This window comes from Citrobacter sp. Cpo147 (genome assembly GCF_030332405.1).
GTDB classification, from domain to species: Bacteria; Pseudomonadota; Gammaproteobacteria; order Enterobacterales; family Enterobacteriaceae; genus Citrobacter; species Citrobacter portucalensis.
Genome location: NZ_JAOWHX010000030.1, coordinates 1 through 24,868 on the forward strand (window position 1 = coordinate 1; position 24,868 = coordinate 24,868).

General features: G+C 50.4%; 24 protein-coding genes. 11 read left to right on the forward strand and 13 right to left on the reverse strand.

Annotated features, from left to right (window positions below; translation table 11 throughout):
* Positions 1 to 73 precede the first annotated feature (73 nt).
* From tnpA to acnA, 5 genes are all read left to right on the forward strand, one after another.
* A complete protein-coding gene (tnpA, locus tag OGY06_RS02630; RefSeq protein WP_057069660.1) occupies positions 74 to 532 on the forward strand; it encodes an IS200/IS605 family transposase in 459 nt (152 codons plus the stop codon).
* A gap of 263 nt (positions 533 to 795) precedes the next feature.
* Positions 796 to 1,770 carry an HTH-type transcriptional regulator CysB gene (cysB, locus tag OGY06_RS02635; protein ID WP_286604622.1) on the forward strand — a complete coding sequence of 325 codons (975 nt, stop codon included), beginning with the start codon at positions 796 to 798 and terminating at the stop codon, positions 1,768 to 1,770.
* Positions 1,771 to 2,084: 314 nt separating this feature from the next.
* Positions 2,085 to 2,225: a YmiA family putative membrane protein gene (locus tag OGY06_RS02640; RefSeq protein ID WP_213732144.1), complete on the forward strand. Its 141-nt coding sequence runs from the start codon at positions 2,085 to 2,087 to the stop codon at positions 2,223 to 2,225.
* Positions 2,226 to 2,227: 2 nt separating this feature from the next.
* On the forward strand, positions 2,228 to 2,410 hold the full coding sequence (locus OGY06_RS02645; RefSeq protein ID WP_200921536.1) for a YciX family protein: 183 nt from the start codon (positions 2,228 to 2,230) through the stop codon (positions 2,408 to 2,410).
* A 308-nt stretch (positions 2,411 to 2,718) separates the two neighbouring features.
* Positions 2,719 to 5,394 carry an aconitate hydratase AcnA gene (gene acnA, locus OGY06_RS02650; protein ID WP_286604625.1) on the forward strand — a complete coding sequence of 892 codons (2,676 nt, stop codon included), beginning with the start codon at positions 2,719 to 2,721 and terminating at the stop codon, positions 5,392 to 5,394.
* A 49-nt stretch (positions 5,395 to 5,443) separates the two neighbouring features.
* On the opposite strand, the gene ribA is transcribed toward acnA, so the two are convergent.
* Complete coding sequence (ribA, locus tag OGY06_RS02655) at positions 5,444 to 6,034, reverse strand: GTP cyclohydrolase II (protein ID WP_003020601.1); 591 nt, start codon at positions 6,032 to 6,034, stop codon at positions 5,444 to 5,446.
* 201 nt (positions 6,035 to 6,235) lie between these two features.
* On the opposite strand from ribA, the gene pgpB reads away from it, so the two are divergent.
* From pgpB to yciH, 5 genes are all read left to right on the forward strand, one after another.
* Positions 6,236 to 7,000, forward strand: a complete 765-nt coding sequence (gene pgpB / locus OGY06_RS02660) for a phosphatidylglycerophosphatase B (RefSeq protein WP_003833318.1) — start codon at positions 6,236 to 6,238, stop codon at positions 6,998 to 7,000.
* Positions 7,001 to 7,149: 149 nt separating this feature from the next.
* Complete coding sequence (locus OGY06_RS02665) at positions 7,150 to 7,458, forward strand: LapA family protein (RefSeq protein ID WP_003020595.1); 309 nt, start codon at positions 7,150 to 7,152, stop codon at positions 7,456 to 7,458.
* 6 nt (positions 7,459 to 7,464) lie between these two features.
* Complete coding sequence (gene lapB, locus OGY06_RS02670) at positions 7,465 to 8,634, forward strand: lipopolysaccharide assembly protein LapB (protein ID WP_003833317.1); 1,170 nt, start codon at positions 7,465 to 7,467, stop codon at positions 8,632 to 8,634.
* A 189-nt stretch (positions 8,635 to 8,823) separates the two neighbouring features.
* A complete protein-coding gene (gene pyrF, locus OGY06_RS02675; protein ID WP_003833316.1) occupies positions 8,824 to 9,561 on the forward strand; it encodes an orotidine-5'-phosphate decarboxylase in 738 nt (245 codons plus the stop codon).
* Positions 9,562 to 9,888, forward strand: coding sequence for a stress response translation initiation inhibitor YciH (gene yciH, locus OGY06_RS02680; protein WP_003833315.1), 327 nt, complete (start codon positions 9,562 to 9,564; stop codon positions 9,886 to 9,888).
* A gap of 91 nt (positions 9,889 to 9,979) precedes the next feature.
* Here the strand turns inward: yciH and osmB are convergent, their stop codons facing one another.
* From osmB to fabI, 7 genes are all read right to left on the reverse strand, one after another.
* Positions 9,980 to 10,198, reverse strand: a complete 219-nt coding sequence (gene osmB / locus OGY06_RS02685) for an osmotically-inducible lipoprotein OsmB (RefSeq protein WP_003020583.1) — start codon at positions 10,196 to 10,198, stop codon at positions 9,980 to 9,982.
* Between the two features lie 268 nt (positions 10,199 to 10,466).
* On the reverse strand, positions 10,467 to 11,219 hold the full coding sequence (gene yciT, locus OGY06_RS02690; protein ID WP_003020580.1) for a DNA-binding transcriptional regulator YciT: 753 nt from the start codon (positions 11,217 to 11,219) through the stop codon (positions 10,467 to 10,469).
* A 95-nt stretch (positions 11,220 to 11,314) separates the two neighbouring features.
* Positions 11,315 to 11,497, reverse strand: a complete 183-nt coding sequence (locus OGY06_RS02695; protein ID WP_003833313.1) for a YciZ family protein — start codon at positions 11,495 to 11,497, stop codon at positions 11,315 to 11,317.
* A 182-nt stretch (positions 11,498 to 11,679) separates the two neighbouring features.
* The gene (pdeR, locus tag OGY06_RS02700) at positions 11,680 to 13,671 is read right to left on the reverse strand and encodes a cyclic di-GMP phosphodiesterase (protein ID WP_063940813.1); all 1,992 of its coding nucleotides are present in this window, start codon (positions 13,669 to 13,671) and stop codon (positions 11,680 to 11,682) included.
* A 265-nt stretch (positions 13,672 to 13,936) separates the two neighbouring features.
* On the reverse strand, positions 13,937 to 15,871 hold the full coding sequence (locus tag OGY06_RS02705; protein WP_126957501.1) for an exoribonuclease II: 1,935 nt from the start codon (positions 15,869 to 15,871) through the stop codon (positions 13,937 to 13,939).
* An 89-nt stretch (positions 15,872 to 15,960) separates the two neighbouring features.
* On the reverse strand, positions 15,961 to 17,106 hold the full coding sequence (locus OGY06_RS02710) for a carboxymuconolactone decarboxylase family protein (protein WP_286604627.1): 1,146 nt from the start codon (positions 17,104 to 17,106) through the stop codon (positions 15,961 to 15,963).
* Between the two features lie 213 nt (positions 17,107 to 17,319).
* Entirely contained in the window at positions 17,320 to 18,108 is a 789-nt protein-coding gene (gene fabI, locus OGY06_RS02715) for an enoyl-ACP reductase FabI (RefSeq protein ID WP_020996373.1), read from the reverse strand.
* Positions 18,109 to 18,550: 442 nt separating this feature from the next.
* On the opposite strand from fabI, the gene OGY06_RS02720 reads away from it, so the two are divergent.
* Positions 18,551 to 19,243, forward strand: a complete 693-nt coding sequence (locus tag OGY06_RS02720; RefSeq protein WP_003833297.1) for an EAL domain-containing protein — start codon at positions 18,551 to 18,553, stop codon at positions 19,241 to 19,243.
* A gap of 38 nt (positions 19,244 to 19,281) precedes the next feature.
* Here the strand turns inward: OGY06_RS02720 and sapF are convergent, their stop codons facing one another.
* Genes sapF through sapA form a run of 5 tightly spaced genes read right to left on the reverse strand, consistent with a single transcriptional unit; the run spans position 19,282 to position 24,564 of the window.
* Positions 19,282 to 20,088: a peptide ABC transporter ATP-binding protein SapF gene (gene sapF, locus OGY06_RS02725; protein WP_003020558.1), complete on the reverse strand. Its 807-nt coding sequence runs from the start codon at positions 20,086 to 20,088 to the stop codon at positions 19,282 to 19,284.
* A gap of 1 nt (position 20,089) precedes the next feature.
* Positions 20,090 to 21,082, reverse strand: a complete 993-nt coding sequence (gene sapD, locus OGY06_RS02730; protein ID WP_003020556.1) for a peptide ABC transporter ATP-binding protein SapD — start codon at positions 21,080 to 21,082, stop codon at positions 20,090 to 20,092.
* On the reverse strand, positions 21,082 to 21,972 hold the full coding sequence (gene sapC / locus OGY06_RS02735; RefSeq protein ID WP_003833291.1) for a peptide ABC transporter permease SapC: 891 nt from the start codon (positions 21,970 to 21,972) through the stop codon (positions 21,082 to 21,084). Before sapC ends, sapD begins: the two co-directional genes overlap by 1 nt.
* Entirely contained in the window at positions 21,959 to 22,924 is a 966-nt protein-coding gene (gene sapB / locus OGY06_RS02740) for a peptide ABC transporter permease SapB (protein WP_003020545.1), read from the reverse strand. Before sapB ends, sapC begins: the two co-directional genes overlap by 14 nt.
* Positions 22,921 to 24,564 (reverse strand): ABC transporter substrate-binding protein SapA, encoded by a 1,644-nt coding sequence (sapA, locus tag OGY06_RS02745; protein ID WP_286604630.1) that lies wholly within the window; start codon positions 24,562 to 24,564, stop codon positions 22,921 to 22,923. The genes sapB and sapA overlap by 4 nt, the downstream gene beginning before the upstream one ends.
* Between the last annotated feature and the right edge of the window lie 304 nt (positions 24,565 to 24,868).

Below are 24,868 nucleotides of genomic sequence, written 5' to 3' on the forward strand. Positions count from 1 at the left end.
CCTTTTGATTTGTTAAAACACCTTGCGGTCTGGCAACTGCAAGGGTTAAACAAGAAATCAAAAGGGGGTCCCAATGGGGGACGAAAAGAGCTTAGCGCACACCCGATGGAACTGTAAATATCACATAGTTTTTGCGCCCAAATACCGAAGACAAGCATTCTACGGGGAGAAACGTAGGGCGATAGGCAGCATATTAAGAAAGCTGTGTGAGTGGAAAAACGTGCGGATCCTGGAAGCGGAATGCTGTGCAGATCATATCCATATGCTTGTGGAAATCCCGCCCAAAATGAGCGTATCCGGTTTTATGGGTTATCTGAAAGGTAAAAGCAGTCTGATGTTGTATGAGCAGTTTGGTGATATGAAGTTTAAATACAGGAACAGGGAGTTCTGGTGTCGTGGGTATTACGTAGATACGGTGGGTAAGAACACAGCAAGGATACAGGAATACATAAAGCACCAGCTTGCAGAGGATAAAATGGGCGAGCAGTTATCGATCCCTTATCCGGGTAGCCCGTTTACGGGCCGTAAGTAACGAAGTCTGATGCAAATGTCAGATCGTATGCGCCTGTTAGGGCGCGGCTGGTAACAGAGCCTTATAGGCGCATCAGAAAAACCTCCGGCTATGCCGGAGGATATTTATTTATGGCATATTATTTTTTGTCATACCTATACAGCGTACATATAAATGATATAGTGGTTATAGTTAACAAGCTTTTTATTATTAAATCGTATTAGCAGCGCCCACGAGCCTGCACAGAAACGATGATTTGATGGCGCAAATCGGGATGGCATAACATGAAATTACAGCAGCTTCGCTACATCGTTGAGGTGGTGAACCACAACCTTAATGTCTCCTCAACGGCAGAAGGGCTCTATACCTCCCAGCCCGGTATCAGTAAGCAAGTTCGTATGCTGGAAGATGAACTTGGCATCCAGATTTTCGCCCGTAGCGGTAAGCATCTGACCCAGGTTACGCCAGCGGGGCAGGAAGTTATCCGTATTGCGCGCGAAGTACTGTCTAAGGTAGATGCTATTAAGTCCGTTGCTGGCGAACATACCTGGCCGGACAAAGGCTCGCTGTATATTGCCACCACGCACACCCAGGCACGTTACGCATTGCCGAACGTGATTAAAGGTTTTATTGAGCGATATCCTCGAGTTTCATTGCATATGCACCAGGGATCGCCAACGCAAATTGCCGAAGCCGTCTCGAAAGGGAATGCGGATTTTGCTATTGCGACGGAAGCCTTGCACCTGTATGACGACCTGGTGATGCTACCTTGCTATCACTGGAACCGTTCGATTGTCGTCACGCCGGACCATCCGTTGGCGGGCAAATCCTCGGTTTCTATTGAGGAACTGGCGCAGTATCCGCTTGTCACCTACACCTTTGGATTTACCGGACGTTCGGAGCTGGACACCGCGTTTAACCGTGCGGGTCTGGAGCCGCGTATTGTCTTTACCGCGACCGATGCTGATGTCATTAAAACCTATGTTCGTCTGGGGCTCGGCGTGGGTGTGATTGCCAGTATGGCGGTTGATCCTGTTTCCGATCCTGACCTGGTACGTGTGGATGAGCATGATATTTTCAGCCATAGCACCACCAAAATTGGTTTTCGTCGTAGCACCTTCTTACGCAGTTACATGTATGATTTCATTCAACGTTTCGCGCCGCATCTGACGCGTGATGTGGTGGACACGGCGGTGGCGCTGCGTTCCAACGATGATATTGAAGCCATGTTTAAAGATATTAAATTGCCTGAGAAATAATAACGGCTGTAACCTCGTCGGTATCCATAAGCATAAAGCGATACCGACGCAGCGTTTGTATTTAATCATTATTTCTCCCCACATATATTAACCATATATTATTTATGGAAAAAGTTCTCTAAAGTAGTTTCAAATTAGTCAGCTTGCCAAAAATCACTCTCAAATATTCATAATTGATCAAACAATTGATTTATTTATCAGAGCGAGTCCGAAAATTAACTGGCTTTTTATCGCCTTTTTTATTAGGATTCCTCCTATCTGATGATTAATTGTACCAATTGTTTGGTGCCTAAATGATAAGTGATTTCGATAGTATGAGGTTAGCGATGCCTTCAGGAAACCAGCCTGCACGCCGGGATCCCGCGATGAAACGTAAAGCCTGGTTCGCCGTGTTTCTTGGCTCTGCGATATTCTGGATTATTGTCGCACTCGTGGCCTGGAACGTGTGGGGGTAAGTATGTCCGCGCCGAAGCAGCACTCTACTATGACGCCAGCGTCTCATGAACATGAACATGAACATGAACACGAGAGCAAAACCGTCGCCGAGAAGGGGCCGAAGATACCCGAATCCTGGAAACTTTCTCCTGAACAACGGGCGTTTATTGATCTGTTAACGGGTGATGATGAACAGAAACAATAGTTCGTACGTATTTTATAATAATAACGATTACCTCGTGACCTTAAATATCGAATCGTTTATCCCATGTATTCACCATCAGCCACCTAATCAACGTATTATCGATTGCGCTATTGCCTGCTGAATATCCATCCTATTAATCTACACGGCTAGACCTTCCTCCCTACCATTGACCTCACTTCGCGCTTTTGTATCGCGCGCTACTTTTATCAATTTGAGTTGTTATCAAAGCGTTACATTTTGTTTGTGTTATCTTTAATACTAACCCTGAGGAAATCAGGGGATCCAACCCTGTCATTTAAGGAGGAGCTATGTCGTCGACCCTACGAGAAGCCAGTAAGGACACATTGCAGGTTAAAGATAAAACCTACCGCTACTACAGTTTACCTCTGGCCGCTAAATCACTGGGTGATATCACCCGACTACCCAAATCGCTGAAAGTGTTGCTGGAAAACCTGCTTCGTTGGCAGGATGGTAATTCCGTAACCGAAGATGATATTCATGCGCTCGCGCATTGGCTGAAGACTGCCCATGCCGATCGTGAAATTGCCTATCGACCCGCTCGTGTTCTGATGCAGGATTTTACCGGCGTGCCGGCGGTGGTCGATCTGGCCGCCATGCGCGAAGCGGTGAAACGTCTGGGCGGAGATACAGCAAAAGTGAATCCGCTTTCGCCAGTGGACCTTGTCATTGACCACTCGGTAACGGTGGACCGTTTTGGTGATGATGATGCTTTCGAAGAAAACGTTCGCCTGGAAATGGAACGTAACCATGAGCGTTATGTGTTCCTGAAATGGGGACAGCAGGCATTTAGTCGCTTCAGCGTTGTGCCACCGGGAACGGGGATTTGCCACCAGGTTAACCTTGAATACTTGGGCAAAGCCGTCTGGAGCGAGTTACAGGACGGTGAGTGGGTGGCTTACCCTGACACGTTGGTCGGAACCGATTCCCATACGACAATGATTAATGGTCTCGGTGTGCTGGGATGGGGCGTTGGAGGCATTGAAGCTGAAGCAGCAATGCTGGGTCAACCGGTCTCTATGCTTATCCCGGATGTTGTGGGCTTCAAACTGGTGGGCAAACTGCGGGAAGGCATCACCGCTACTGACCTGGTTTTAACCGTCACCCAGATGCTGCGTAAGCACGGCGTGGTCGGTAAATTCGTTGAATTCTACGGTGATGGGCTGGACACCTTACCGCTGGCCGATCGGGCAACCATTGCGAACATGTCACCGGAATACGGCGCAACCTGCGGTTTCTTCCCGATCGATAGCATCACTCTTGAATATATGCGTCTAAGTGGGCGCAGTGAGGAGCAGGTTGAGCTGGTCAGCGCCTATGCCAAAGCGCAGGGAATGTGGCGTAATCCTGGGGATGAACCCGTATTTACCAGTTCACTGGAGCTGGATATGGGCAGTGTAGAAGCTAGTCTTGCCGGACCGAAGCGTCCGCAGGATCGGGTAGCACTGGCTGATGTCCCGAAAGCGTTTTCGGCGAGTAATGAACTCGAAGTGAATAGTTCGCTGAAAGATCGCCAGCCAGTGGACTATGCAATGAACGGACACCAGTACCAGCTGCCGGACGGTGCTGTGGTTATTGCGGCGATAACTTCCTGTACCAACACCTCTAACCCAAGCGTATTGATGGCGGCGGGGCTGCTGGCGAAAAAAGCAGTGACGCTTGGTCTGAAACGTCAGCCATGGGTGAAAGCCTCGCTGGCGCCAGGATCGAAGGTGGTGTCTGATTATCTGGCGCAGGCAGGGTTCACGCCGTACCTTGATGAGCTGGGATTTAACCTTGTGGGTTATGGCTGTACGACCTGTATTGGTAACTCGGGCCCGTTACCCGATCCTATCGAGACAGCTATCAAAAAAGGCGACCTCACCGTTGGCGCTGTGCTTTCCGGCAACCGAAACTTTGAGGGGCGTATCCATCCGCTCGTGAAGACCAACTGGTTGGCGTCTCCGCCGCTGGTGGTGGCCTATGCGCTGGCGGGGAATATGAATATCAATCTGACGAAAGATCCGTTAGGGCATGACAGAAAGGGCGATCCCGTATATCTGAAAGATATCTGGCCGACGGCTCAGGAAATTGCACGTGCCGTGGAGCAGGTTTCTACCGCCATGTTCCATAAAGAATACGCTGAAGTCTTTGAAGGCACGCCGGAATGGAAAGCTATCCAGGTAGATCGGGCTGATACCTATGGCTGGCAGTCTGACTCAACCTATATCCGCTTGTCGCCGTTCTTCGATGGTATGCAGGCGACGCCGGATCCGGTCCAGGACATTCATGGTGCGCGTATCCTTGCAATGCTTGGAGATTCCGTCACCACCGACCATATTTCTCCTGCCGGCAGTATCAAGCCGGATAGCCCGGCAGGTCGTTATCTGCAAAGCCACGGCGTGGAGCGTACAGATTTTAACTCCTACGGTTCACGGCGCGGGAATCATGAAGTAATGATGCGCGGTACCTTTGCCAATATTCGTATTCGCAATGAGATGGTGCCCGGCGTTGAAGGTGGGATGACGCGTCATTTGCCGGGAACTGAGGTAGTGGCTATCTATGATGCGGCTATGCAATATCAACAGGAGAATATCCCCCTGGCGGTTATTGCCGGGAAAGAGTATGGCTCTGGCTCCAGTCGCGACTGGGCGGCAAAAGGCCCGCGCTTACTGGGGGTTCGCGTGGTTATCGCAGAGTCCTTTGAGCGAATTCACCGTTCTAACCTGATTGGTATGGGGATTTTGCCGCTGGAATTCCCACAGGGCGTCACGCGTAAAACGCTGGGACTAACCGGTGAGGAAGCGATCGATATTACGGATCTGCAAAACATCAAACCGGGTGCAACAGTGCCGGTGAGTATGGTTCGCTCGGATGGACGTAAAGAGGTGGTTTTATGCCGCTGCCGTATCGATACCGCGACGGAGCTAACGTACTACCAAAACGATGGCATTCTGCACTACGTGATTCGTAATATGTTGAGCTAGAATGTAAAAAGCCTGCGAGAGCAGGCTTTTTTATCGGCGGTAACAACTATTACTTGCCCAGCAAATGTCCCATCTTGGCGGCTTTGGTGTCCAGGTAATGTTCATTGTTCGGGTTACGACCCACAATCAACGGCACGCGTTCAACAATATTGATTCCCGCTTCGGTCAGAATTTCCACTTTTTTCGGGTTATTGGTCAGCAAACGAACTTCGTCCACACCAAGCAGCTTGAACATATCCGCACACAGCGTGAAATCACGCTCATCTGCCGCAAAGCCCAACTGATGATTAGCTTCAACGGTATCATAACCCTGGTCCTGCAACGCGTAGGCGCGGATTTTATTGAGCAGACCGATATTGCGTCCTTCCTGACGATGATAAAGCAGGATACCGCGCCCTTCTTCAGCAATATGGGTGAGAGCCGCTTCGAGCTGGAAGCCGCAATCGCAACGCAGGCTAAACAATGCATCGCCAGTCAGACATTCGGAGTGGACACGCGCCAGGACAGGCGTTTGGCCTGTGATATCGCCAAAAACCAGTGCGACGTGATCGTGTCCGGTTGCCAGTTCTTCAAATCCCACCATCAGGAAATCACCCCAGGGGGTTGGCAGTTTGGCTTCTGCCACACGTTTAAGCTGCATGTAATTCTCCAGATTATGCTGGCACTGTCGTGCCGTCGCCTGTTGGCTTCTGTTCTATATTGCACTATTTTGCCATAAGGCAACGATGTTCACCTAATCGCGACAACGGATTCGCTTTTGGAATGGCACAAAATTGTCAATTTCCCCGGCATGCGCTTTTTTCAGTTATGATTGTGAGACTTATCGACGAAAGGAGAGGCAATGCTGTCAATTGCAAAGCGCACTGCGGTCGGGGCCGGACTGCTACTTATTATGCCGGTTGCCGTATGGGTATCGGGCTGGAGCTGGCAGCCGGGACATAACGTTTGGTGGCTAAAATCTCTGTACTGGATAACGGAAACGGTGACGCAGCCGTGGGGTATTATCACTCACGTTGTTCTCTGTGCATGGTTTCTGTGGTGTCTGCGTTTTCGTCTGAAAGCTGCGGTAATGCTGTTTGCGATCCTGGCTGCGGCAATTTTAGTCGGTCAGGGCGTAAAGTCCTGGGTTAAAGACAGGGTGCAGGAACCTCGGCCCTTTGTCGTGTGGCTGGAAAAAACGCACCATATCCCTGTTGATGAGTTCTACACTTTAAAACGTAAAGATCGTGGTCACTTAGTTAAAGAGCAATTGGCCGAACAACAGGATATTCCGACGTTTCTACGTAAGCACTGGCAAAAAGAAACAGGGTTTGCCTTTCCGTCAGGGCATACGATGTTTGCCGCCAGTTGGGCTTTACTGGCCGTAGGGCTGTTATGGCCACGCCGACGTACGCTGACGATTGTGTTTTTACTTATCTGGGCTACGGGTGTTATGGGCAGTCGCTTGCTATTAGGCATGCACTGGCCCCGTGATTTGGTCGTTGCAACGCTGATTTCATGGTTGCTGGTAACACTGGCGACATGGCTTGCGCAGCGGGTATGCGGACCATTAACGCCGCCTGTGCAGGAGGAAAAAGAAATCGCTCAGCGTGAACAAGAAAGTTAGCCATGATTGATTTTTCGAATTTTGCCCTTAAATCAGAAAGGGGAAAGCGCTTTTCCGTTTCGCACTCGTTGTGAAAATGGTAATTTAAAGGGCTCAACGCGGTAAGTTGTACACGATTTATTCGCTCAAACCACATAACGGGAAGTAATGTGAAATATTTACTCATTTTCTTACTGGTGTTGGCGATTTTTGTTATTTCGGTGACATTAGGTGCGCAAAACGATCAACAGGTTACGTTTAATTACCTGCTGGCTCAGGGTGAGTATCGTATCTCTACGCTGCTTGCTGTATTGTTTGCCGCAGGTTTTGCGATTGGTTGGTTAATTTGCGGCCTTTTCTGGCTGAAGGTTCGTGTGTCTCTTGCGCGCGCCGAACGTAAAATCAAACGACTGGAAAACCAGCTTACGCCTGCGACCGACGTTGCGGTTTCTGCCGATTCGTCGGTTGTGAAGGAATAATTATTTATGTTGGAGTTGTTGTTTCTGCTTTTGCCTGTAGCCGCTGCCTATGGGTGGTATATGGGTCGCAGAAGTGCGCAACAAACCAAGCAGGATGAAGCTAACCGTCTTTCCCGTGACTATGTCGCCGGGGTTAACTTCCTCCTGAGCAACCAACAAGACAAAGCGGTGGATCTGTTCCTCGATATGCTAAAAGAGGATACGGGCACCGTTGAGGCTCATCTCACCCTCGGAAACCTGTTTCGCTCGCGCGGTGAAGTCGACCGCGCAATCCGCATCCATCAAACGTTAATGGAAAGTGCTTCGCTGACCTACGAGCAGCGTTTGTTGGCCGTGCAACAGCTGGGGCGCGACTACATGGCCGCAGGTCTGTACGACCGCGCGGAAGACATGTTTAATCAGCTTACCGATGAAACAGATTTTCGCGTCGGTGCATTACAGCAACTGCTGCAAATTTATCAGGCGACCAGCGAATGGCAGAAAGCGATTGATGTCGCAGAACGCCTGGTGAAGCTCGGTAAAGATAAACAGCGTATTGAGATAGCTCACTTCTACTGCGAACTGGCCTTACAGCAGATGGGGAGCGACGATATGGATCGCGCCATGACGCTGTTGAAAAAAGGGGCTGCGGCAGACAAAAACAGTGCCCGTGTTTCCATCATGATGGGCCGTGTGTACATGGTGAAAGGCGATTACGCGAAGGCCGTCGAATGTCTACAACGCGTGATTTCTCAGGATAAAGAACTGGTCAGCGAAACGCTGGAAATGCTGCAAAGCTGCTACCAGCATCTGGGGAAAAACGATGAGTGGGCCGAGTTTTTACGTCGGGCTGTTGAGGAGAATACTGGCGCCGCCGCCGAGCTGATGCTGGCCGATATTCTTGAAGCGCGTGAGGGGACTGATACCGCTCAGGTTTATATTACCCGCCAGCTACAACGCCATCCTACGATGCGCGTGTTCCACAAGTTGATGGATTACCATCTTAACGAAGCAGAAGAAGGGCGCGCGAAAGAGAGCCTGATGGTTCTGCGCGATATGGTCGGGGAGCAGGTGCGCAGCAAGCCTCGGTATCGTTGCCAGAAGTGCGGATTTACCGCATATACACTGTACTGGCACTGCCCATCCTGTCGCTCATGGTCAACCATTAAGCCTATTCGCGGACTTGATGGGCTGTAATTTTTAAAAAACCTCACTTTAGTTACAACATACTAATGATCTATAACAGATCCTTCCTCAACCTCCGTTGCCAAATTTGCCCGGCAGAAATGTAATCGCGCCTGTTAATTTTCTATTGCCGCAGGTAGAATGCACGCCGTTTACCCATTTTGCGCCGCCGATGGCGCCCATCCTCAGGAAGGTCTGGTCATGACGTTTACTGCTTCATCTTCTTCTCGTGCTGTTACTGATTCTCCTGTCGTTGTCGCTCTCGATTATTCCAATCGTGATAAAGCATTAGCTTTTGTCGACAGAATTGATCCTCGTGATTGCCGTTTGAAAGTGGGCAAAGAGATGTTCACGCTTTTTGGACCTCAGTTGGTTCGCGATTTACAACAGCGTGGCTTTGACGTTTTTCTTGATTTGAAATTTCATGATATTCCCAATACTACCGCGCATGCCGTTGCGGCGGCGGCTGAGCTTGGCGTGTGGATGGTTAACGTTCATGCTTCAGGTGGGGCGCGTATGATGACCGCCGCACGTGAAGCCCTGGTGCCTTTTGGCAAGGATGCGCCGCTGCTGATTGCAGTAACAGTTCTGACCAGTATGGAAGCCAGCGATCTTGCCGACCTTGGCGTGACGTTGTCACCTGCGGAGCATGCGGAAAGGCTGGCGCGCTTAACCCAACATTGTGGTTTGGATGGCGTCGTATGCTCCGCGCAGGAAGCAGTGCGATTCAAGCAGGCATTTGGCCAGGCATTTAAACTGGTAACGCCCGGTATTCGTCCTGAAGGCAGCGAGGCAGGCGACCAGCGTCGTATTATGACGCCGGAACAGGCACAGTCAGCTGGCGTCGATTATATGGTTATTGGTCGTCCGGTCACACAGTCGGCAGATCCGGCTCAGACGCTGAAGATGATCAATGCCTCCCTGAAACGAGGTGCGTAAATGAACGACTCAAATTCTCGTCTGGTCTACTCAACTGACACCGGGCGTATTGATGAACCAAAAGCCGTCCCAGAGCGTCCCAAAGGCGATGGCATTGTTCGCATCCAACGACAGACCAGTGGCCGCAAAGGTAAGGGTGTGTGCCTGATTACTGGAATAGATCAGGACGATGCTGAACTGACCAAATTAGCTGCGGAACTGAAGAAAAAATGTGGTTGCGGCGGGGCAGTGAAGGATGGCGTGATTGAGATACAGGGTGATAAACGCGACCTGATTAAATCGCTGCTGGAAGCCAAAGGAATGAAAGTTAAATTGGCTGGCGGTTAATAAAAAAAGCCACGGAATTTTTCCGTGGCTTTTTAATAATACAGACCTGAAAAAGTAAACGTATTATTATATCGAGCCGTTTAACCGTAAATTATTTACCCACCTGGTGGCCAATAATACCACCTACTGCAGCACCACCCAGCGTTCCCAGCGTGCTGCCGTCAGTCAGGACCGCACCACCGATTGCACCAGCACCAGCACCAATTGCGGTGTTACGGTCACGTTTGGACCAGTTAGAGCAGGCACTCAGCGACATTGCCAGAGTAATCGCCAAAATGGCAGCGGTCATTTTTTTGCTCGTTACTAACATAATACTTTCTCCTGAATTATTGATTCACGGAATCCAGTGTTCTTTAAGAATAGCGCTAAATTTAGGCTAACGAAGATATTTCCGTGAAACCGTTTAGCGAAGGCATGACAAACACTATCCTGAGATTGGAGGTTCGTTCCTGTTATATCGCTAACATTAATTTTACGACTTAATCCTGTTAACGACAGGTAAAAAGTCTTAATTGGACTGTCAGATAACTCTCAGAGAGGAGATGATTTGCCGACTAACAAATCATCTGCTGAAGATTTTATGCGTGCGCATCAATGATATTGACGGTTAAACCCGAGTGCTCAAGCTGCATTTGTACGCTGGCGCTGAGTCTGGAATCCGTGACTACGCGGCTGAATCGCTCTAATGGACCCAGCGTGTAAGGGTGAATGGCTTCGAATTTTGAGCTGTCAGTAAGCACAATAACTTCTGCACCTTTTTCCAGCACCGCGTTAACCACATCAGAACGCATCATGTCGCGTCCGGTGAAGCCGGTGTCAGCCTGCCAGCCATCAATGCCGATAAAGGCCTTGCTGAAGTGTACCTGCTGGATAAACTGGCGAGTTAAGGGCCCCACCATGCTTTCGCTTTTTTTCTGATAGATGCCGCCAAGGAGAATCACTTCGCAGGGGGTTTCTTTCAGCAGATGGGCTATATAGCTGCTGACGGTAATGATGGTGACATCTTTTTGCTCCGCCAGCGTTCTGGCCAAGAGCGCATTGCTGCTGCCGTTTTCAATGAATACGGACTCGCCTGGGCTTACCAGCGATGCGGCGAATTCGGCCAGCTCACGCTTCAGCGTAAAATTAGTCATCATGCGCGTTTCCACATCATCGCTGTTCAATGAAACAGCAAAACCGTGCGCACGGCGTAAATAACTCTGTTTTTCCAGTGTGTTCAGATCCTGTCGAATCGTCACTTCTGAGACACCGGTGATTTTTGCCAGTTCGGCAACGCTCATCTGACCTTTATCAGTCACCATCTGCAAAATAGATTGTTGTCGGGAATTCATAATATTAATTTTATTGCGATATCGTATCGGAAATTAAACGGAAACTGCCTCATATGCAGTTTGCTGATAGCAGCGACATTAAAGGGTTAATGTCATCAGATCTCCCAGGGAGCCTTGTGCTTTTTGGGCAAAGACTCGGCATCTTCTTTGGCCGTGTCTAGCAGCTCAGCCTTCAGAATTTCGAGATTGTGGATGGCTGAGTGGTAATCACCTGCAACGAGGATATCCAGCACGGTATCAATGCGTTCGGCCAGACGCTGAGCGTCGATATCAGACATGGTTATCATCCTAATGGCAATAGAGTTTGAATTTCATGATGCAGAATTTCATGGCAAAAGAGAAGGGAAAAATAGTATTAACTTCAATGATAGAAGAATATTATATATTCTGTGATTACATGCAGATAGGATCGTTAGGTAATGTCCATTTATGGCTATTTTCAACGTTTGATCCCACTGCATTAGCGTGTTTTTTTATTCAGGTGCCGTCGATACCAACGTTCAAATGCAACTGCTGGCATTGGTTTGGCAAACAAAAAACCCTGACGCTCGTTGACACCATTTTTGGTTAAAAACGCATCCTCTTTCGCGCTTTCAACACCTTCGGCGATGACCTGCAGATTGAGTGCCTGTGCGACCGCAACAATGGCACGTACCAGCGACTGCGAAATAGGTTGTTTGTGTACATCCCTGACAAAGGTTTGATCCAGTTTAATTGCATCAAGCGGGAAGCGTGCCAGTTGAGACAGTGACGAATATCCGGTACCAAAATCATCCAAATGGATTTGTGCCCCCAACTGGCTAAACTGCTGAATGACGGACAGTGCCAACTGCTCATTTTCAATCAAACTGCTTTCCGTTAACTCGACATCAATGGGGCAATATTCAAAGTCGAGTTCATGAAGCACCTGTTTGAGATCGGTAAATAGCGTCTGATCGGCGAGTTGGCGGGCAGAAACGTTTACCGCCACGCGCAGATTGATTCCCTTGGCGCGCCATTTTGCAACCTGACGCACAACGTCCAGAATAACCCAGCGCCCCAGCGGAACAATAAGCCCTGATTCTTCGGCGTAGGAGATAAATTCCAGTGGTGGAATGAGGCCGCGTTCCGGAGACTGCCAGCGTACCAGCGCCTCCAGGCTGCGCACTTCGCCTCGCCAGGTTATCTTTGGCTGATAATGGATAACCAGTTGATCGTTTTCCAGCGCCTTGCGCAGGTTAGTATCCAGCCACAGGTATTCAAAAACCCGCTGATTCATTTCCGGAGAGAAAACACAAAACTGTCCGCGGCCGCCTTCTTTCGCGGTGTACATGGCCGTATCGGCGTTACGAATGACGCTTTCGCAGTCCTGACCATGCTGTGGAGCGAGGGAAATACCAATAGAGCAGCCTGTATAGACTTCAATCAGGCCAATGCGAAAGGGTTGACGCAGGCGTGTCAGAATGCGCGATGCGGTAGCCTCCAGTGTGCTCTGGGATGTTTCGGTGGCAAGGACGATAAATTCATCACCGCCAAACCGAGCCAATAGCTGGTTGTCGTCAAGGCAACTGAGGATTGCAAGCGACACACTCTGTAATAGCTGATCGCCAAACATATGCCCGTAGGCATCGTTCACCTTTTTGAAGTTATCAAGATCGAGATATACAATCCCAACCTGAGTATCACCTGCGTTCTCAATCGCGTCGCTTATCAGCTCATGAATGGCGTTACGGTTCGGTAATCCGGTGATGGAGTCGGTATTAGCCAACATCCGCAGGCGTTCCTGCGCGCGGCGTTCTTCAGTGATATCGGTGCCGGAACAGATCAGAAATATTTCGTTCTTGCCGCTACCGTTATGTACAAACTTATTGCGAAAAAGAAACAGGCGCTGACCTTTGCAGGTCTTCACCCAACGTTCGACCTCATATGAGTTGCCTTCGCGAAAAAAGACCTCGATGTTACGTCTGGAGGCTGCGGCTTCACGTCGACTCATAAACAGTGTGAATACGCTTTGGCCAATGACTTCACGTTCTCTGAGTCCGGTGTACTCTTCGCACAAACGGTTAAAACGCTGAATGTTGCCCATGCGGTCAAGAATGACAATAACGGAATTGGCTTCTGAAACCACCTGTTCGGCAAAAGAGAGACCTTGAGCCAGGTCGCGTGCGACGGAAGGGGTGTCATCCCAGGCTGATGCGCTACCGGCCCATTCGCGCTTATTGATTTTCCGCCCGACCAAATGTACCGGAATATCGTCATCTTCAATGGGTAACGTCATCAACAGGCTTGACGTAATTACGGTCATCTCGCGAATGCGGTCGGCCTGTTCGGGTGATAATTCGATGGTCTGCTCAGCTTCTGCTGTTTCATCAATAGAGAAATGCAGGATGTTGCAATCCTCTGACAAACGCCAGTAGGGGTTATGAGTGCCCACATAGCTATACAACGTAACCAGCTCCCGGACGTCTTTCATGATGTGTACTATCCCGTTTAAAGCGCATAAAGCCTCAAAAGTAAGGGTAGCCATGATTCATTCAGGGTGATTATGGCTGAACGTATTGTTTTATTTATATATTTATATGTAATCCAGAATCCATAAAAAGCAAAGCCAGCGGAACTGAAAAATAGTAAAAAAAAATTTTGACTGGATGAGAGAAGTGTAGTGTGTGGTTGAAATTTGGTCGGTAAAAAAAGAAAACGACCTTTCAAAAAAGAGAAAGGTCGTTGGATTTGTCAGTTTACGCTGCTGGACGCACGATAACGCTACGGGTTTCCATGCGAACTTCGGCGATAGTTACGTCAATCACATCAGTGACTTTGTAAACCACTTCACCTTTGATTTGTACGGTACCACTTTCCTGGCTGCAGACCAGTTCGTCACGCACGGCGTGCAGGAAGGGGGCAGGAATAAAGGCAACAGCGCCATTATCAACCAAACGTACGCGCATGCCGCCGCGGCTGACGTCGATGATCTCGGCCGCAAAGCGGGTGTCGGTTCCGGCTTTATCACTCAGGAAACGGGCGTATAGCCAGTCACCCACATCACGCTCAGCCATCCGGTTCAGGCGACGACGTTCTGCCATCTGCACGGTGGTATCATCCTGAGGTCGGGCGACGGTTTCGCCTTTGATGACGGCCTTAAGCAGACGGTGGTTGATCATATCGCCATACTTACGGATTGGGGAAGTCCAGGTGGCATATGCCTCCAGACCCAACCCAAAGTGTGGACCTGGCTCAATACTAATTTCAGCGTAAGACTGGAAGCGACGAATTCGGCTGTCGAGGAAACCGGATGGCTGTGCATCCAGTTCGCGGCGCAGTTTGCAGAAACCTTCCAGTGTCAGTACTTCTTCGGCATCGACGTGCATACCGTGGGTTTTCAGCAGCGCGGCCAGAGCGTCGGCGTTGGCCGGGTCGAATCCCATATGGACGTTATAAATACCGAAGCCCAGCTTGTCGCGAAGCACACGGGCGGCGCAAATATTTGCCGCAATCATGGATTCTTCCACGATACGGTTTGCGATGCGGCGTGGCTCAGCGACGATGTCCAGTACTTCACCTTTTTCACCGAGAACGAAACGGTAATCCGGGCGATCTTTAAAGACCAGCGCGTGGTTATGACGCCACTCTCCTCGGCTCAGGCAAATACGATGCAGCAGACGGATTTGTTCCGCAATCGCGTCGTTTTCTGGTTGCCACTCGCCTGTACCTTCCAGCCAGTCGGAAACATTGTCATAGGCCAGCTTCGCTTTAGACTCGATGGTTGCGGCGAAGAAGGTGATGTTGTCTTCAATCGTGCCATCGGCAGTAATGCTCATACGACAAGCTAAAACCGGGCGCACTTCGTTCGCGCGCAGAGAGCAGAGATCGTCAGACAATTCACGTGGTAACATCGGGATATTGAACCCCGGTAAATAATTGGTGAACGCGCGAATTTTTGCCGTTTTATCCAGCTTGCTGCCTTCTGCAATCCAGGCTGTTGGGTCGGCAATGGCGACGGTTAATTGTAGTGTGCCGTCAGCTTGTTCTTCAGCATACAACGCATCGTCCATATCTTCGGTGCTGGCGCTGTCGATGGTGACGAAATTGAGGGCGGTTAAATCTTCACGAACCAGGCCTTCGTCCAGCATTTCGGTTGCTACACCGTCTGGGGCTTCTTTTTCCAGATTATGGCGTGCCAGTGTGACCCACCACGGGACAAAGTGGTCATCAGCAAAAGTGATAAATTGGGTTAACTCGGCGTAGAAGGTGCGATCGCCTTTCAGCGGATGGCGGCGCATTTCTGCAACAGCCCAGTCGCCTTCTTTAAATTCATGTTCAACGCCGCGGGCTGCACGACAAGGAATAGCATCTTTCAGTAACGGATGATCCGGCACAATGGACAGACGGTCATTTTTGCCCTGAACTTTACCCACGAAGCGCGTCAGGAAGGGTTCGATCAGTTCTTCCGGCTCAGCAGACTCACGATCTTTTTCTGTATGGATAACCGCAACAATACGGTCGCCATGCATCACTTTTTTCATCTGCGGCGGTGGAATGAAATAGCTTTTTTGTGCATCGACTTCCAGGAAGCCAAAGCCTTTTTCCGTGGCTTTTACCACCCCTTCAGCACGTGGCGTCTGGGAATGTAGTTGCTGTTTAAGCTGCGCTAGCAGCGGGTTGTCCTGAAGCATAATTGTCTATTTTCGTGGCTAAAAGAGCGGCTGACAGTTTTACGCGATTCTGCCAGTGGCAGCAAGCGCTCTTTCAGTAAGTGGATCGGTTAATCAGTGTCGCCCAGCGCGATTTTCAAGCGATTCAACCATCCGCACAATCCACTCCAGGCTAGCAGGTTAATGGCCTGCTCTGAAGAGATTCCCTGATCGAACAAAGGCGTTAACAGTGCGGTGCTAAAGCGGTCGGGCGCCCGGGTCAGCCATTGTACCGCCTGTAGGGTAACGCGCTCAACCGGATGTCGTTGTTCCCAACGTTGTAATTCACGTTCATCCTGGCGAAGAACGGTAATGGCCTCGGTTAATTCATGAGCTGAATACGCATGTTCATTAAAACAGGCCACGCTGCCATTAATCCGTGAAGTCATCAGCGTCGCCAATGAAAATGCCTGTACCGGTATCCCGCTACGTTGCGTGCTGGAAATGAGCGACCCGAGTAAATCCAAAATGACGGGGGAATGTATCAGTAATGGCAGTAACGCTTGCAGTTCCTCGGGATAACGTCTGTCTACCGACTCATCATGATTAAGATGTTTTTCTATCGGGAATGGCGCAGCGTGCCAGGTTGTGTTTGTTGCATTAAATGGCGCAGCGTGAGCGAATTGTTGTATATCGAGACCCGGAATTCGGCGCACCGGATGTCCACACCAGGCCTGAAACAGGGCCACGATACGGGCCTGAAAACCGACGAATCCGATAATTTGATTCATCAGAATGCTATCGCTGGTGGTTAGCCCGACAGCATCCAGATGCTGGCGATCGCGCGCGCCTATCACGGCAGGAGAGCTGGCAAGTTGACGAGCATATTGGGTGATTTGCGCCAGTCGATGGTTACTTTCCCGCGAGGAGTCCGGCCCAGGAAGCGGTGTTAGACGCGCGGCATAGTGATTACATAATCGCTGGACGCCATATACCTGAGCGACGGTTAACGCCGTACTCATCCGTTCATAGGCGCTGAATGTGTGCATCTGACTCAGGTTTACGTGGGTCGGGAAGAGAATCTGTGCAAGTTTACGGGCAGGGATTAACCAGGATTGAAAAGGTAAAAGGGCGTCATCAGATATCGCCAGATCCAGTAAAAAGCAGTCGTCGACATGAGCTGCTTCCGGCACCAGCGGCAGAACATATTGTGGATACATGCTGGATTGCGTCTCATGATACCAGTGGCTTTTGCCTTCAATTCGGCGTTGTTCCATGGGCGGTCCTTGGTCTAAAAAGTGGCGACCCGGACACGTCGTCATACCACTCGCCGGATCGTTTGCGCTGCAATATCCTGACGTAAGCAGAAGGGGGGATGAAAGATTGTTACGTGATAATAAATATCAGAAAAGCATATATGGGACAGGGTAGAGGGGAATTAAAAACGAGCATCATGGGCGACAGCGGGCCGCCCAGAGAACAGTGGAAGATTATTTCAGTTCTAGTTCATTCATTGCAGCGATGCTGAAACCACCGTCAACGTGTACGACTTCACCAGAGATACCGGCAGAAAGATCGGAACACAGGAATGCCGCAGAGTTGCCCACATCTTCAATGGTAACAGTGCGGCGAATCGGCGTAACAGCTTCGCAATGGGCCAGCATTTTACGGAAATCTTTGATACCGGAAGCGGCGAGGGTGCGGATTGGACCTGCGGAAATTGCATTTACGCGTACGCCTTCAGGCCCCATTGCGTTAGCCATATAACGGACGTTTGCTTCCAATGAGGCTTTCGCCAGGCCCATCACGTTATAGTTAGGGATTGCACGCTCTGCGCCCAGATAGGACAACGTCAGTAGCGCAGAGCCAGGGTTTAGCATGGAACGACATGCTTTTGCCATCGCAACAAAGCTATAAGCGCTAATGTCATGCGCAATTTTAAATCCTTCGCGGGTAACTGCGTTCACATAATCGCCATCCAGTTGGTCAGCAGGTGCGAAGCCGATGGAGTGTACGAAACCGTCGAATTTCGGCCAGGCTTTGCTCAGTTCAGCAAACATGGCGTCAATGCTGGCATCTTCAGCCACATCACACTGCAAAACAATGTTGGAGCCTAATTGCGCTGCAAATTCTTCCACACGACCTTTCAGCTTGTCGTTCTGGTAGGTGAACGCCAGTTCGGCACCTTCGCGATGCATCGCCTGAGCGATTCCCCATGCGATAGACAATTTACTGGCAAGGCCTGTCACCAGAATGCGCTTACCTGATAAAAAACCCATGGCTTTAATCCTTTTGGCTAACACTTATATTATATCAATCAATGAGTTATGATTGACGTATTAAACACACTCGAAATTGGCCTGAAATTATATCCCACGCTTTTTCCCTGGAGAATGGTTATCCGCCTCACGTGACCTGTCACGTCATTACATGTGAGGAGTATATCATCCCCCTCCGCTTGTGCTTCGTTCAGGCATCTAACGTCGGTGAATCAGAGAAAATACGAGGTTTCAAAGGCATTGAAATGGTATTATTTCATTGCTAGCTGATGTTAATAAACATAGCAAGGTAGGAACTTTCTTAAAACAATAAATGTGACAATATTCAGCTTGTTATGATATATTGTTTTTATCGATCAATATCGAATCATTGATCGATATTATTGATTGATTGTGATTAGAAGTGCATTATCAGGATGTTATGATCAATTGGAGTGGTCTTATGCACTATCATTTCATCGCGGAACCGATGAGAGACACAACAGATAAATTACTGGGTGTGGAGATTAACGCCCGGTTTACTTCAGATACGGTTCACCCGTTGCATCCAGATTTCATCATTTCAGCGTGGGATAGCGAACAAAAGCGTAATTTCATGCTCGAGCAAATTCGATTAATTGCCGAAAAGCGTGACTGGTTTGAGCACAACAGCCTTATTTGCACCCTGAACCTCATTGACGAAATGGCACTGCTGGCGATTGGTGATCCAGCCATCAAGTCGGCCTTACATGCTCTACCATTTATTGCACTGGAACTTTCAGAACGTTTTCTGTCGAATACCATGTGCCTGAATAATCTGCTGATTAATTCACTTCGCGACGGCCCAAACGCATTGTGGTTGGGCGATCTTGGCTCCGGCAGCGTAGGGGCCAGTCCGCTGGTTTGCGGTCATTTTGACGTTGTGAAACTGGATCGCGGTTTCTTCCTGGAACAGGTAGAAAAACCGATGTTCCCGGTGCTAATCAAAAATATCAGGGAATATTGCGACCGTGTTGTGGTGAAGGGAGTAGAAACAGTACGACTTATCGACGAGGCCAGTACCGCAGGTGTCTGGGCAATGCAAGGTGGTGCCCTTTACCCGTCAGTCGCGTTTACCGAAGTTGATACGCTGCTCTTACCCACATTGTGTCACTGATGGCAGAATGCCCCCCGGTTGAGGAGGGCAGCCGTTTGTTAACGATCTTTTCGCCAGGCATCAGCGGTAAGCGCTTCGCCGAAATGACCTGCAATCAGGCGGCGGGTAAGCTCATGAAGAGGGGACGCCAGAACATCCGCTGTACTGCCGCGTTCTACCACTTCGCCCTGATGCATGACTAATACCTGATCGCTGATGTGCTTCATCATGCCAATATGTTGGGTCACATAGATATACGAAATCCCCTGTTTTTCCTGCAATTCCAGCATCAGATTGATGAGCTGCGAACGCATCGACATGTCCAGAGAGGCCAGGGCTTCGTCGGCGATAATGACTTTGGGGCGTAAAATGAGCGCGCGGGCAAGGCCCAGACGCTGTTTTTGCCCTGGGGCCAACATATGTGGGTAATAACTTACGTGATCGGGCAGCAATCCGACCATGCGCATGGTCTCCACGATCTGTTTACGACGCTGCTCAGGCTCGAGGTCGGTATTCAGACGTAGCGGAAAATCGAGGATCTGCGAGATACGTTGCCGAGGATTAAGCGATGTTGACGGATCCTGGAAAATCATACGGATCCGCTGACTACGAAATGAATAATCGCCATATTTTAACGGATGATCGTCAATCAGCAGCTCACCGCTGGTGGGTTCAATCATACCCGCCAACATTTTTGCCAGCGTAGATTTCCCCGAGCCGTTTTCACCAATGACGGCGAGCGTCTGACGTTCGCGCAGGGTGAAACTCAGGGGCTTAACGGCCTCAACGGTCTGGCGGCGAAATAAACCTGTCCGGTAGCGAAAGGTTTTGCTTAGATTACGAACTTCGAGCAGGGTTTCTACCATCTCACTCTCTCTCCATGTTCAGCGGGAAATGACAGGCGTAGAGATGATTCTTTGCTCCGGTCAGTCTTGGGGTTTCAATACATTCGCGTTGTGCATAAGGGCAGCGTGGCCCCAGACGACAGCCGATGGGTAATTGTTCCAGCAATGGAATAGCTCCTGGCATGGTATTCAGGCGGCTTTTGTGCGGCATTGCGCTACCAAAATCAGGAATAGCGCGAATCAACGCTTGAGTATAAGGATGATGTGGAATGGTGACCAAATCTTTACTTGGCGCGGTTTCGACCGTTTGTCCGCAGTACATCACGTTGATTTTGTCAGCCCACTGGCTGAGCATTTGCAGGTCATGGCTTATCAACAAAATGGTGGTATTGCTGTTTTGATTCAGACGGGTTAGCAGACGGAAAATTTGCGCCTGGGTGGTTGGCTCCATCGCGTTCGTTGGTTCATCGGCAATCAGCAAACGCGGCTGATTCGCTAATGCAATAGCGATCATGACCTTCTGGCATTCGCCATCGGTCAGCTCATATGGGAAGCTGCGCATGGCATCTTTATGGTCTTTTATCCCGACGCGGTGCAAGAGTTCAATCGCACGGCGTTTGCGCCAACCGATGCGCTGCCACCAGCGACCTTTGTAGGTCCATGCCGGAATATTTTGCATCAGTTGACGTCCGATACGCTCGGACGGATCGAGACATGACTGCGGCTCCTGAAAGATCATGGAGACGTTATGACCGACCAGTTTGCGTCGTTCACGCGCGGAAAGGCGTAGCAGATCGATATCATCAAAACGCATACGGTCTGCGGTTACGCGCCAGTTATCTTTAGCGACACCGCAAATGGCCTTAGCGATCAGACTCTTGCCGGATCCAGATTCGCCGACGAGCCCGCGGATTTCACCCTCATTCAATGTCATGCTGACACGATCAACAGCCTTTACCCAGTCGTCACCGGTCCTGAATTCAATGGTTAGGTTGCGGATATCCAGTAATGGCATTACTCCACCCCCGCAATAATTGCGCGGCGCACGCCGTCACCCAGTAGGTTAACCAGCAACACGCTTATCATAATTGCCGCGCCTGGCAGCATCACCGTCCAAGGTGCGACATAAATCAGCTCCAGCGCGTCGCCGAGCATGGCTCCCCATTCCGGGGACGGCAGCTGTGCGCCAAGGTCGAGAAAACCCAGCGCGGCGATATCCAGAATCGCCATCGACAGTGCGCGGGTGATTTCAGTAATAAGGCCAGCGGTGATATTGGGCAGAACGGCGAACCACAGAATATTCAGTGTAGTTGCACCGTCCAGGCGAGCGGCAATGACGTACTCTTTCTCCAGCTCGTCATGCACCATGCTGTAAACGGAGCGCACCATGCGCGGCAGCAGCGCCAGCCAGACGGCAAACATGGCGTGTGTCAGATGCGGCCCGGCAAAGGCCACCACAATAATCGCCAGCAGCAGAGAAGGGATCGACAGTAGGGTGTCCAGAATGTGGTTCAGCACCGCAGAGCGCAATCCGTGCGTCGCACCGGCAACTACGCCCAATACCAGGCCACACAGCGTGGCGGCAAGAGTAACGACAAACGCGCCGCCAACGGTCGGGGCCGCGCCGCTGAGCAGACGACTTAAAACGTCACGTCCCAGATCGTCAGTCCCGAGGAAGAATGAGACTTCGCCATAGCGCGACCATGACGGCGGTAAAAGCTGATAGCCGAGAAATTGCTGATCGATACCGTAAGGGGCAAACCAACCACCAAAAATACACAGAATAGCCAGTCCCGCACAGCCGTACAGGCCGATCATCGCAGTCGCATCACCATAGAAATTGCGCCATGCGGTGCGCAACGTACCCGGCGGGCGTTTTTCGCTATAGACGCTATCGTAAGGCATACCATTCCTTATGTTTCAGAGGGTTAGCCATAGCACCCAAAATATCAGAGATGACGTTAACGATGATAACCAGGGAACCAATCACCATCACGCCCGCTGAAATCGCCGCGTAATCCTGCTGGCGAATCGCGTTAATCAGCCAACGGCCAAGACCTGGCCAGCTAAAGACCATCTCGGTGATCATCGCCAGCGTCAGCATGGTGGAAAACTGTAAGCCCAGACGCGGGATCACCGGCGGAAGAGCGTTGTGCAGGACGTGACGACGCAGAATCGTTAATCGTGACAAACCGCGTGTGGCCGCCGCTTTGACGTAGTTCTGGTCAAAGACCTCAATGGTGCTGATACGCATCAGGCGGATGACTTCGGTGGTGGGCGCAACGGAGAGCGTCAGCACCGGGAGCACCATATGACGGATAGCGCTGACCAGCATTTCATCGCGCCAGGGCGAGTCGGAGATCCACGCATCAATAATGGCAAAACCGGTAACAGGTTTCACCTCGTAGAGAAGATCAAAACGCCCGGAAACGGGTAACCAGCCGAGGGTCAGTGAGAAGAGCAATGTTAGCAGCAGCGCCAGCCAAAAAACGGGGATAGAAAACCCCATCAGAGCCAATGCGCTGATGCAGCGGTCCTGCCATTTGTTCCGCGTGATACCGGCCAGCATACCAACGGGGATCCCAACCATTAGTGCAAAACCAAAGGCAAGAATGCACAGTTCCATTGTGGCCGGGAACACCTCTTTCAGCTGCTCTGAGATCAACTGACCGTTAATACTGGATACGCCGAAATCCCAGTGAATGAGACCATTGAACCAGAATACCCAGGCGTTCCACAGCGATGCACCCTGTAACGGCGCATGAGGCGTAAAGTAGCTCAGACTGAAGCCAATAAAGGTCAGGAAGAACAGGGTTACCAGTAGCAATAAAAATCGACGCAAGGTGAAGATAATCATGGTTTTTTCACCTCATCTTTCTTTTCCCTGGACACGCCGGCAAAAGAGGCATTACCGAATGGACTGAGCACCAATCCTCTGATGTCGTAGCGATAAGCCTGTAGACGCAGTGAAGAGGCCAACGGCAGAATAGGTAACTCTTGTGCAAGAATATTTTGCGCTTCGTCATAGGCATCTATTCGCGATGAAAGCTGCTGCGAAGAGAGGGCCTTGCGCAGAATGCTGTCAAACTGCGGATTACACCAGTGGGCAAAGTTGGTCTGCGAATTGATGGCGGCACAGCTGAGCAACGGCCGGAAAAAACTGTCAGGATCGTTACTGTCCGTCGCCCAGCCGGATAACGTCAGATCATGGTTCATATCCATTAATCTCGCCTCCTGAAAACGACCTTCTACCGGGATGATCTTCACTTTCACACCCACCTGAGCCATATCTGCCTGAATCAACTCGGCGGTTTTCAGCGGACTGGGGTTCCAGGCCTGAGAGCTGGTAGGGACCCAAAGTTGTAATGTCAGATTCTCCAGCCCCAGCGCTTTTAGCTGCTCGCGCGATTTTGCCGGGTTGTATTCTGTAATTTTAGCTTCGTTATCATAAGCCCACGAGGCGCGAGGCAAAATAGATGCCGCGGTTTCTGCCGTCCCGTAGTAGATAGACTGCATTAAGCGCTGGTTGTTAATGGCCAGCGCCAGCGCATGCCGCACGGCAGGGTTATTCAACGGCGGTTTATTGGTGTTGAACGCCAGATAGGCAATGTTCATCCCCGGGCGCAGCGTCAGGCGCAGGCGAGGGTCATCACGCAATATGCTGAGCTGGCTGGCGGCAGGCCAGGCCAGGACGTCGCACTCGCCAGTGAGTAATTTCGATAAGCGTCCGGTTCCACCAGAGCCGAGATCCACTACGACCTGCGGCATCAGGGGGGTACCACGCCAGAATTTTTCATGTCGCTGCAACCGAATATATTGGCCGGCACGATTCTCCGAAAGCTGGTACGGGCCTGTGCCGACGGGTTGTCTGTCGAGCAACTCCTGGCGATCCTGTTTTGCCAGATTAGCGGCATATTCGGCCGACATTACGGAGGCATAGTGTGTGGCAAGGTGCCACATAAAGGAGGCATCCGGTTGCGTTAAGCGGAATTCAACGGTGTTGTTGTCCAGTTTGCGCACGCTTTGGACGTTATCGGCAAACTGCAGGCTGTCGAAGTAGGGGAAACTGCTACCGTTCACATTGTGCCACGGATGGTGGCGATCAAAGATGCGCTCGAAGGTAAACACCACATCGTCCGCATTTAGTTTGCGGGTGGGGGTGAACCAGGCAGTCTTCTGAAACTGAACGTCACGACGCAGATGGAAACGGTAGGTTGCGCCGTTATCCAGCACTTCCCAGCTTTCAGCCAGCTCAGGCACCAGCCGATAGGTGTAGGGATCTACATCAAGCAGTCGGTCATACAATTGGGCCGCTAACGTGTCGACGATGAGACCGCTGCTCGTTTTTTGTGGGTTGAACGTATTGACCTGCCCGCTGACGCAATAGACAAACCCGCTGTCACGGATATCAGCGTGCGGAGCTTGCTCAGGCGCAGCAGCAGCCTGACCACTCAGAAATCCAGCCATCACGATCAGAGATGATAAAACCAGGCGCATAATTTTAATGGATTATATAAAGAGGCTATCTTACTAATACTTAATGACATTTGCCATTACCGTTTGTTTTTGGGAGTAACAGGCTCGATAAGCGCGAGTTCAACACCGCGACATGGTCAAAATTCATACCTGCTATCTACTTTGAATCTACTCTGTTAACTATCTTAGCATTTTCATGGCCCATCTGACTTGCTATAAACGTGGGGGCGTCCTGTCGTTGTTTACTGATTGATATCAGTGTGTACTCGGAAGATGGAGTATGGCATCGATAACGAAGTGTGGAGCGAGCATTTAGAGTGTCACT

Bases quoted from the DNA above. Each gene is read 5' to 3' on its own strand.
- tnpA (WP_057069660.1), top strand. From the start codon at position 74: ATGGGGGACGAAAAGAGCTTAGCGCACACCCGATGGAACTGTAAATAT.
- cysB (WP_286604622.1), top strand. From the start codon at position 796: ATGAAATTACAGCAGCTTCGCTACATCGTTGAGGTGGTGAACCACAAC.
- OGY06_RS02640 (WP_213732144.1), top strand. From the start codon at position 2,085: ATGAGGTTAGCGATGCCTTCAGGAAACCAGCCTGCACGCCGGGATCCC.
- OGY06_RS02645 (WP_200921536.1), top strand. From the start codon at position 2,228: ATGTCCGCGCCGAAGCAGCACTCTACTATGACGCCAGCGTCTCATGAA.
- acnA (WP_286604625.1), top strand. From the start codon at position 2,719: ATGTCGTCGACCCTACGAGAAGCCAGTAAGGACACATTGCAGGTTAAA.
- ribA (WP_003020601.1), bottom strand. From the start codon at position 6,034: ATGCAGCTTAAACGTGTGGCAGAAGCCAAACTGCCAACCCCCTGGGGT.
- pgpB (WP_003833318.1), top strand. From the start codon at position 6,236: ATGCTGTCAATTGCAAAGCGCACTGCGGTCGGGGCCGGACTGCTACTT.
- lapB (WP_003833317.1), top strand. From the start codon at position 7,465: ATGTTGGAGTTGTTGTTTCTGCTTTTGCCTGTAGCCGCTGCCTATGGG.
- pyrF (WP_003833316.1), top strand. From the start codon at position 8,824: ATGACGTTTACTGCTTCATCTTCTTCTCGTGCTGTTACTGATTCTCCT.
- yciH (WP_003833315.1), top strand. From the start codon at position 9,562: ATGAACGACTCAAATTCTCGTCTGGTCTACTCAACTGACACCGGGCGT.
- osmB (WP_003020583.1), bottom strand. From the start codon at position 10,198: ATGTTAGTAACGAGCAAAAAAATGACCGCTGCCATTTTGGCGATTACT.
- yciT (WP_003020580.1), bottom strand. From the start codon at position 11,219: ATGAATTCCCGACAACAATCTATTTTGCAGATGGTGACTGATAAAGGT.
- OGY06_RS02695 (WP_003833313.1), bottom strand. From the start codon at position 11,497: ATGTCTGATATCGACGCTCAGCGTCTGGCCGAACGCATTGATACCGTG.
- pdeR (WP_063940813.1), bottom strand. From the start codon at position 13,671: ATGAAAGACGTCCGGGAGCTGGTTACGTTGTATAGCTATGTGGGCACT.
- OGY06_RS02705 (WP_126957501.1), bottom strand. From the start codon at position 15,871: ATGCTTCAGGACAACCCGCTGCTAGCGCAGCTTAAACAGCAACTACAT.
- OGY06_RS02710 (WP_286604627.1), bottom strand. From the start codon at position 17,106: ATGGAACAACGCCGAATTGAAGGCAAAAGCCACTGGTATCATGAGACG.
- fabI (WP_020996373.1), bottom strand. From the start codon at position 18,108: ATGGGTTTTTTATCAGGTAAGCGCATTCTGGTGACAGGCCTTGCCAGT.
- OGY06_RS02720 (WP_003833297.1), top strand. From the start codon at position 18,551: ATGCACTATCATTTCATCGCGGAACCGATGAGAGACACAACAGATAAA.
- sapF (WP_003020558.1), bottom strand. From the start codon at position 20,088: ATGGTAGAAACCCTGCTCGAAGTTCGTAATCTAAGCAAAACCTTTCGC.
- sapD (WP_003020556.1), bottom strand. From the start codon at position 21,082: ATGCCATTACTGGATATCCGCAACCTAACCATTGAATTCAGGACCGGT.
- sapC (WP_003833291.1), bottom strand. From the start codon at position 21,972: ATGCCTTACGATAGCGTCTATAGCGAAAAACGCCCGCCGGGTACGTTG.
- sapB (WP_003020545.1), bottom strand. From the start codon at position 22,924: ATGATTATCTTCACCTTGCGTCGATTTTTATTGCTACTGGTAACCCTG.
- sapA (WP_286604630.1), bottom strand. From the start codon at position 24,564: ATGCGCCTGGTTTTATCATCTCTGATCGTGATGGCTGGATTTCTGAGT.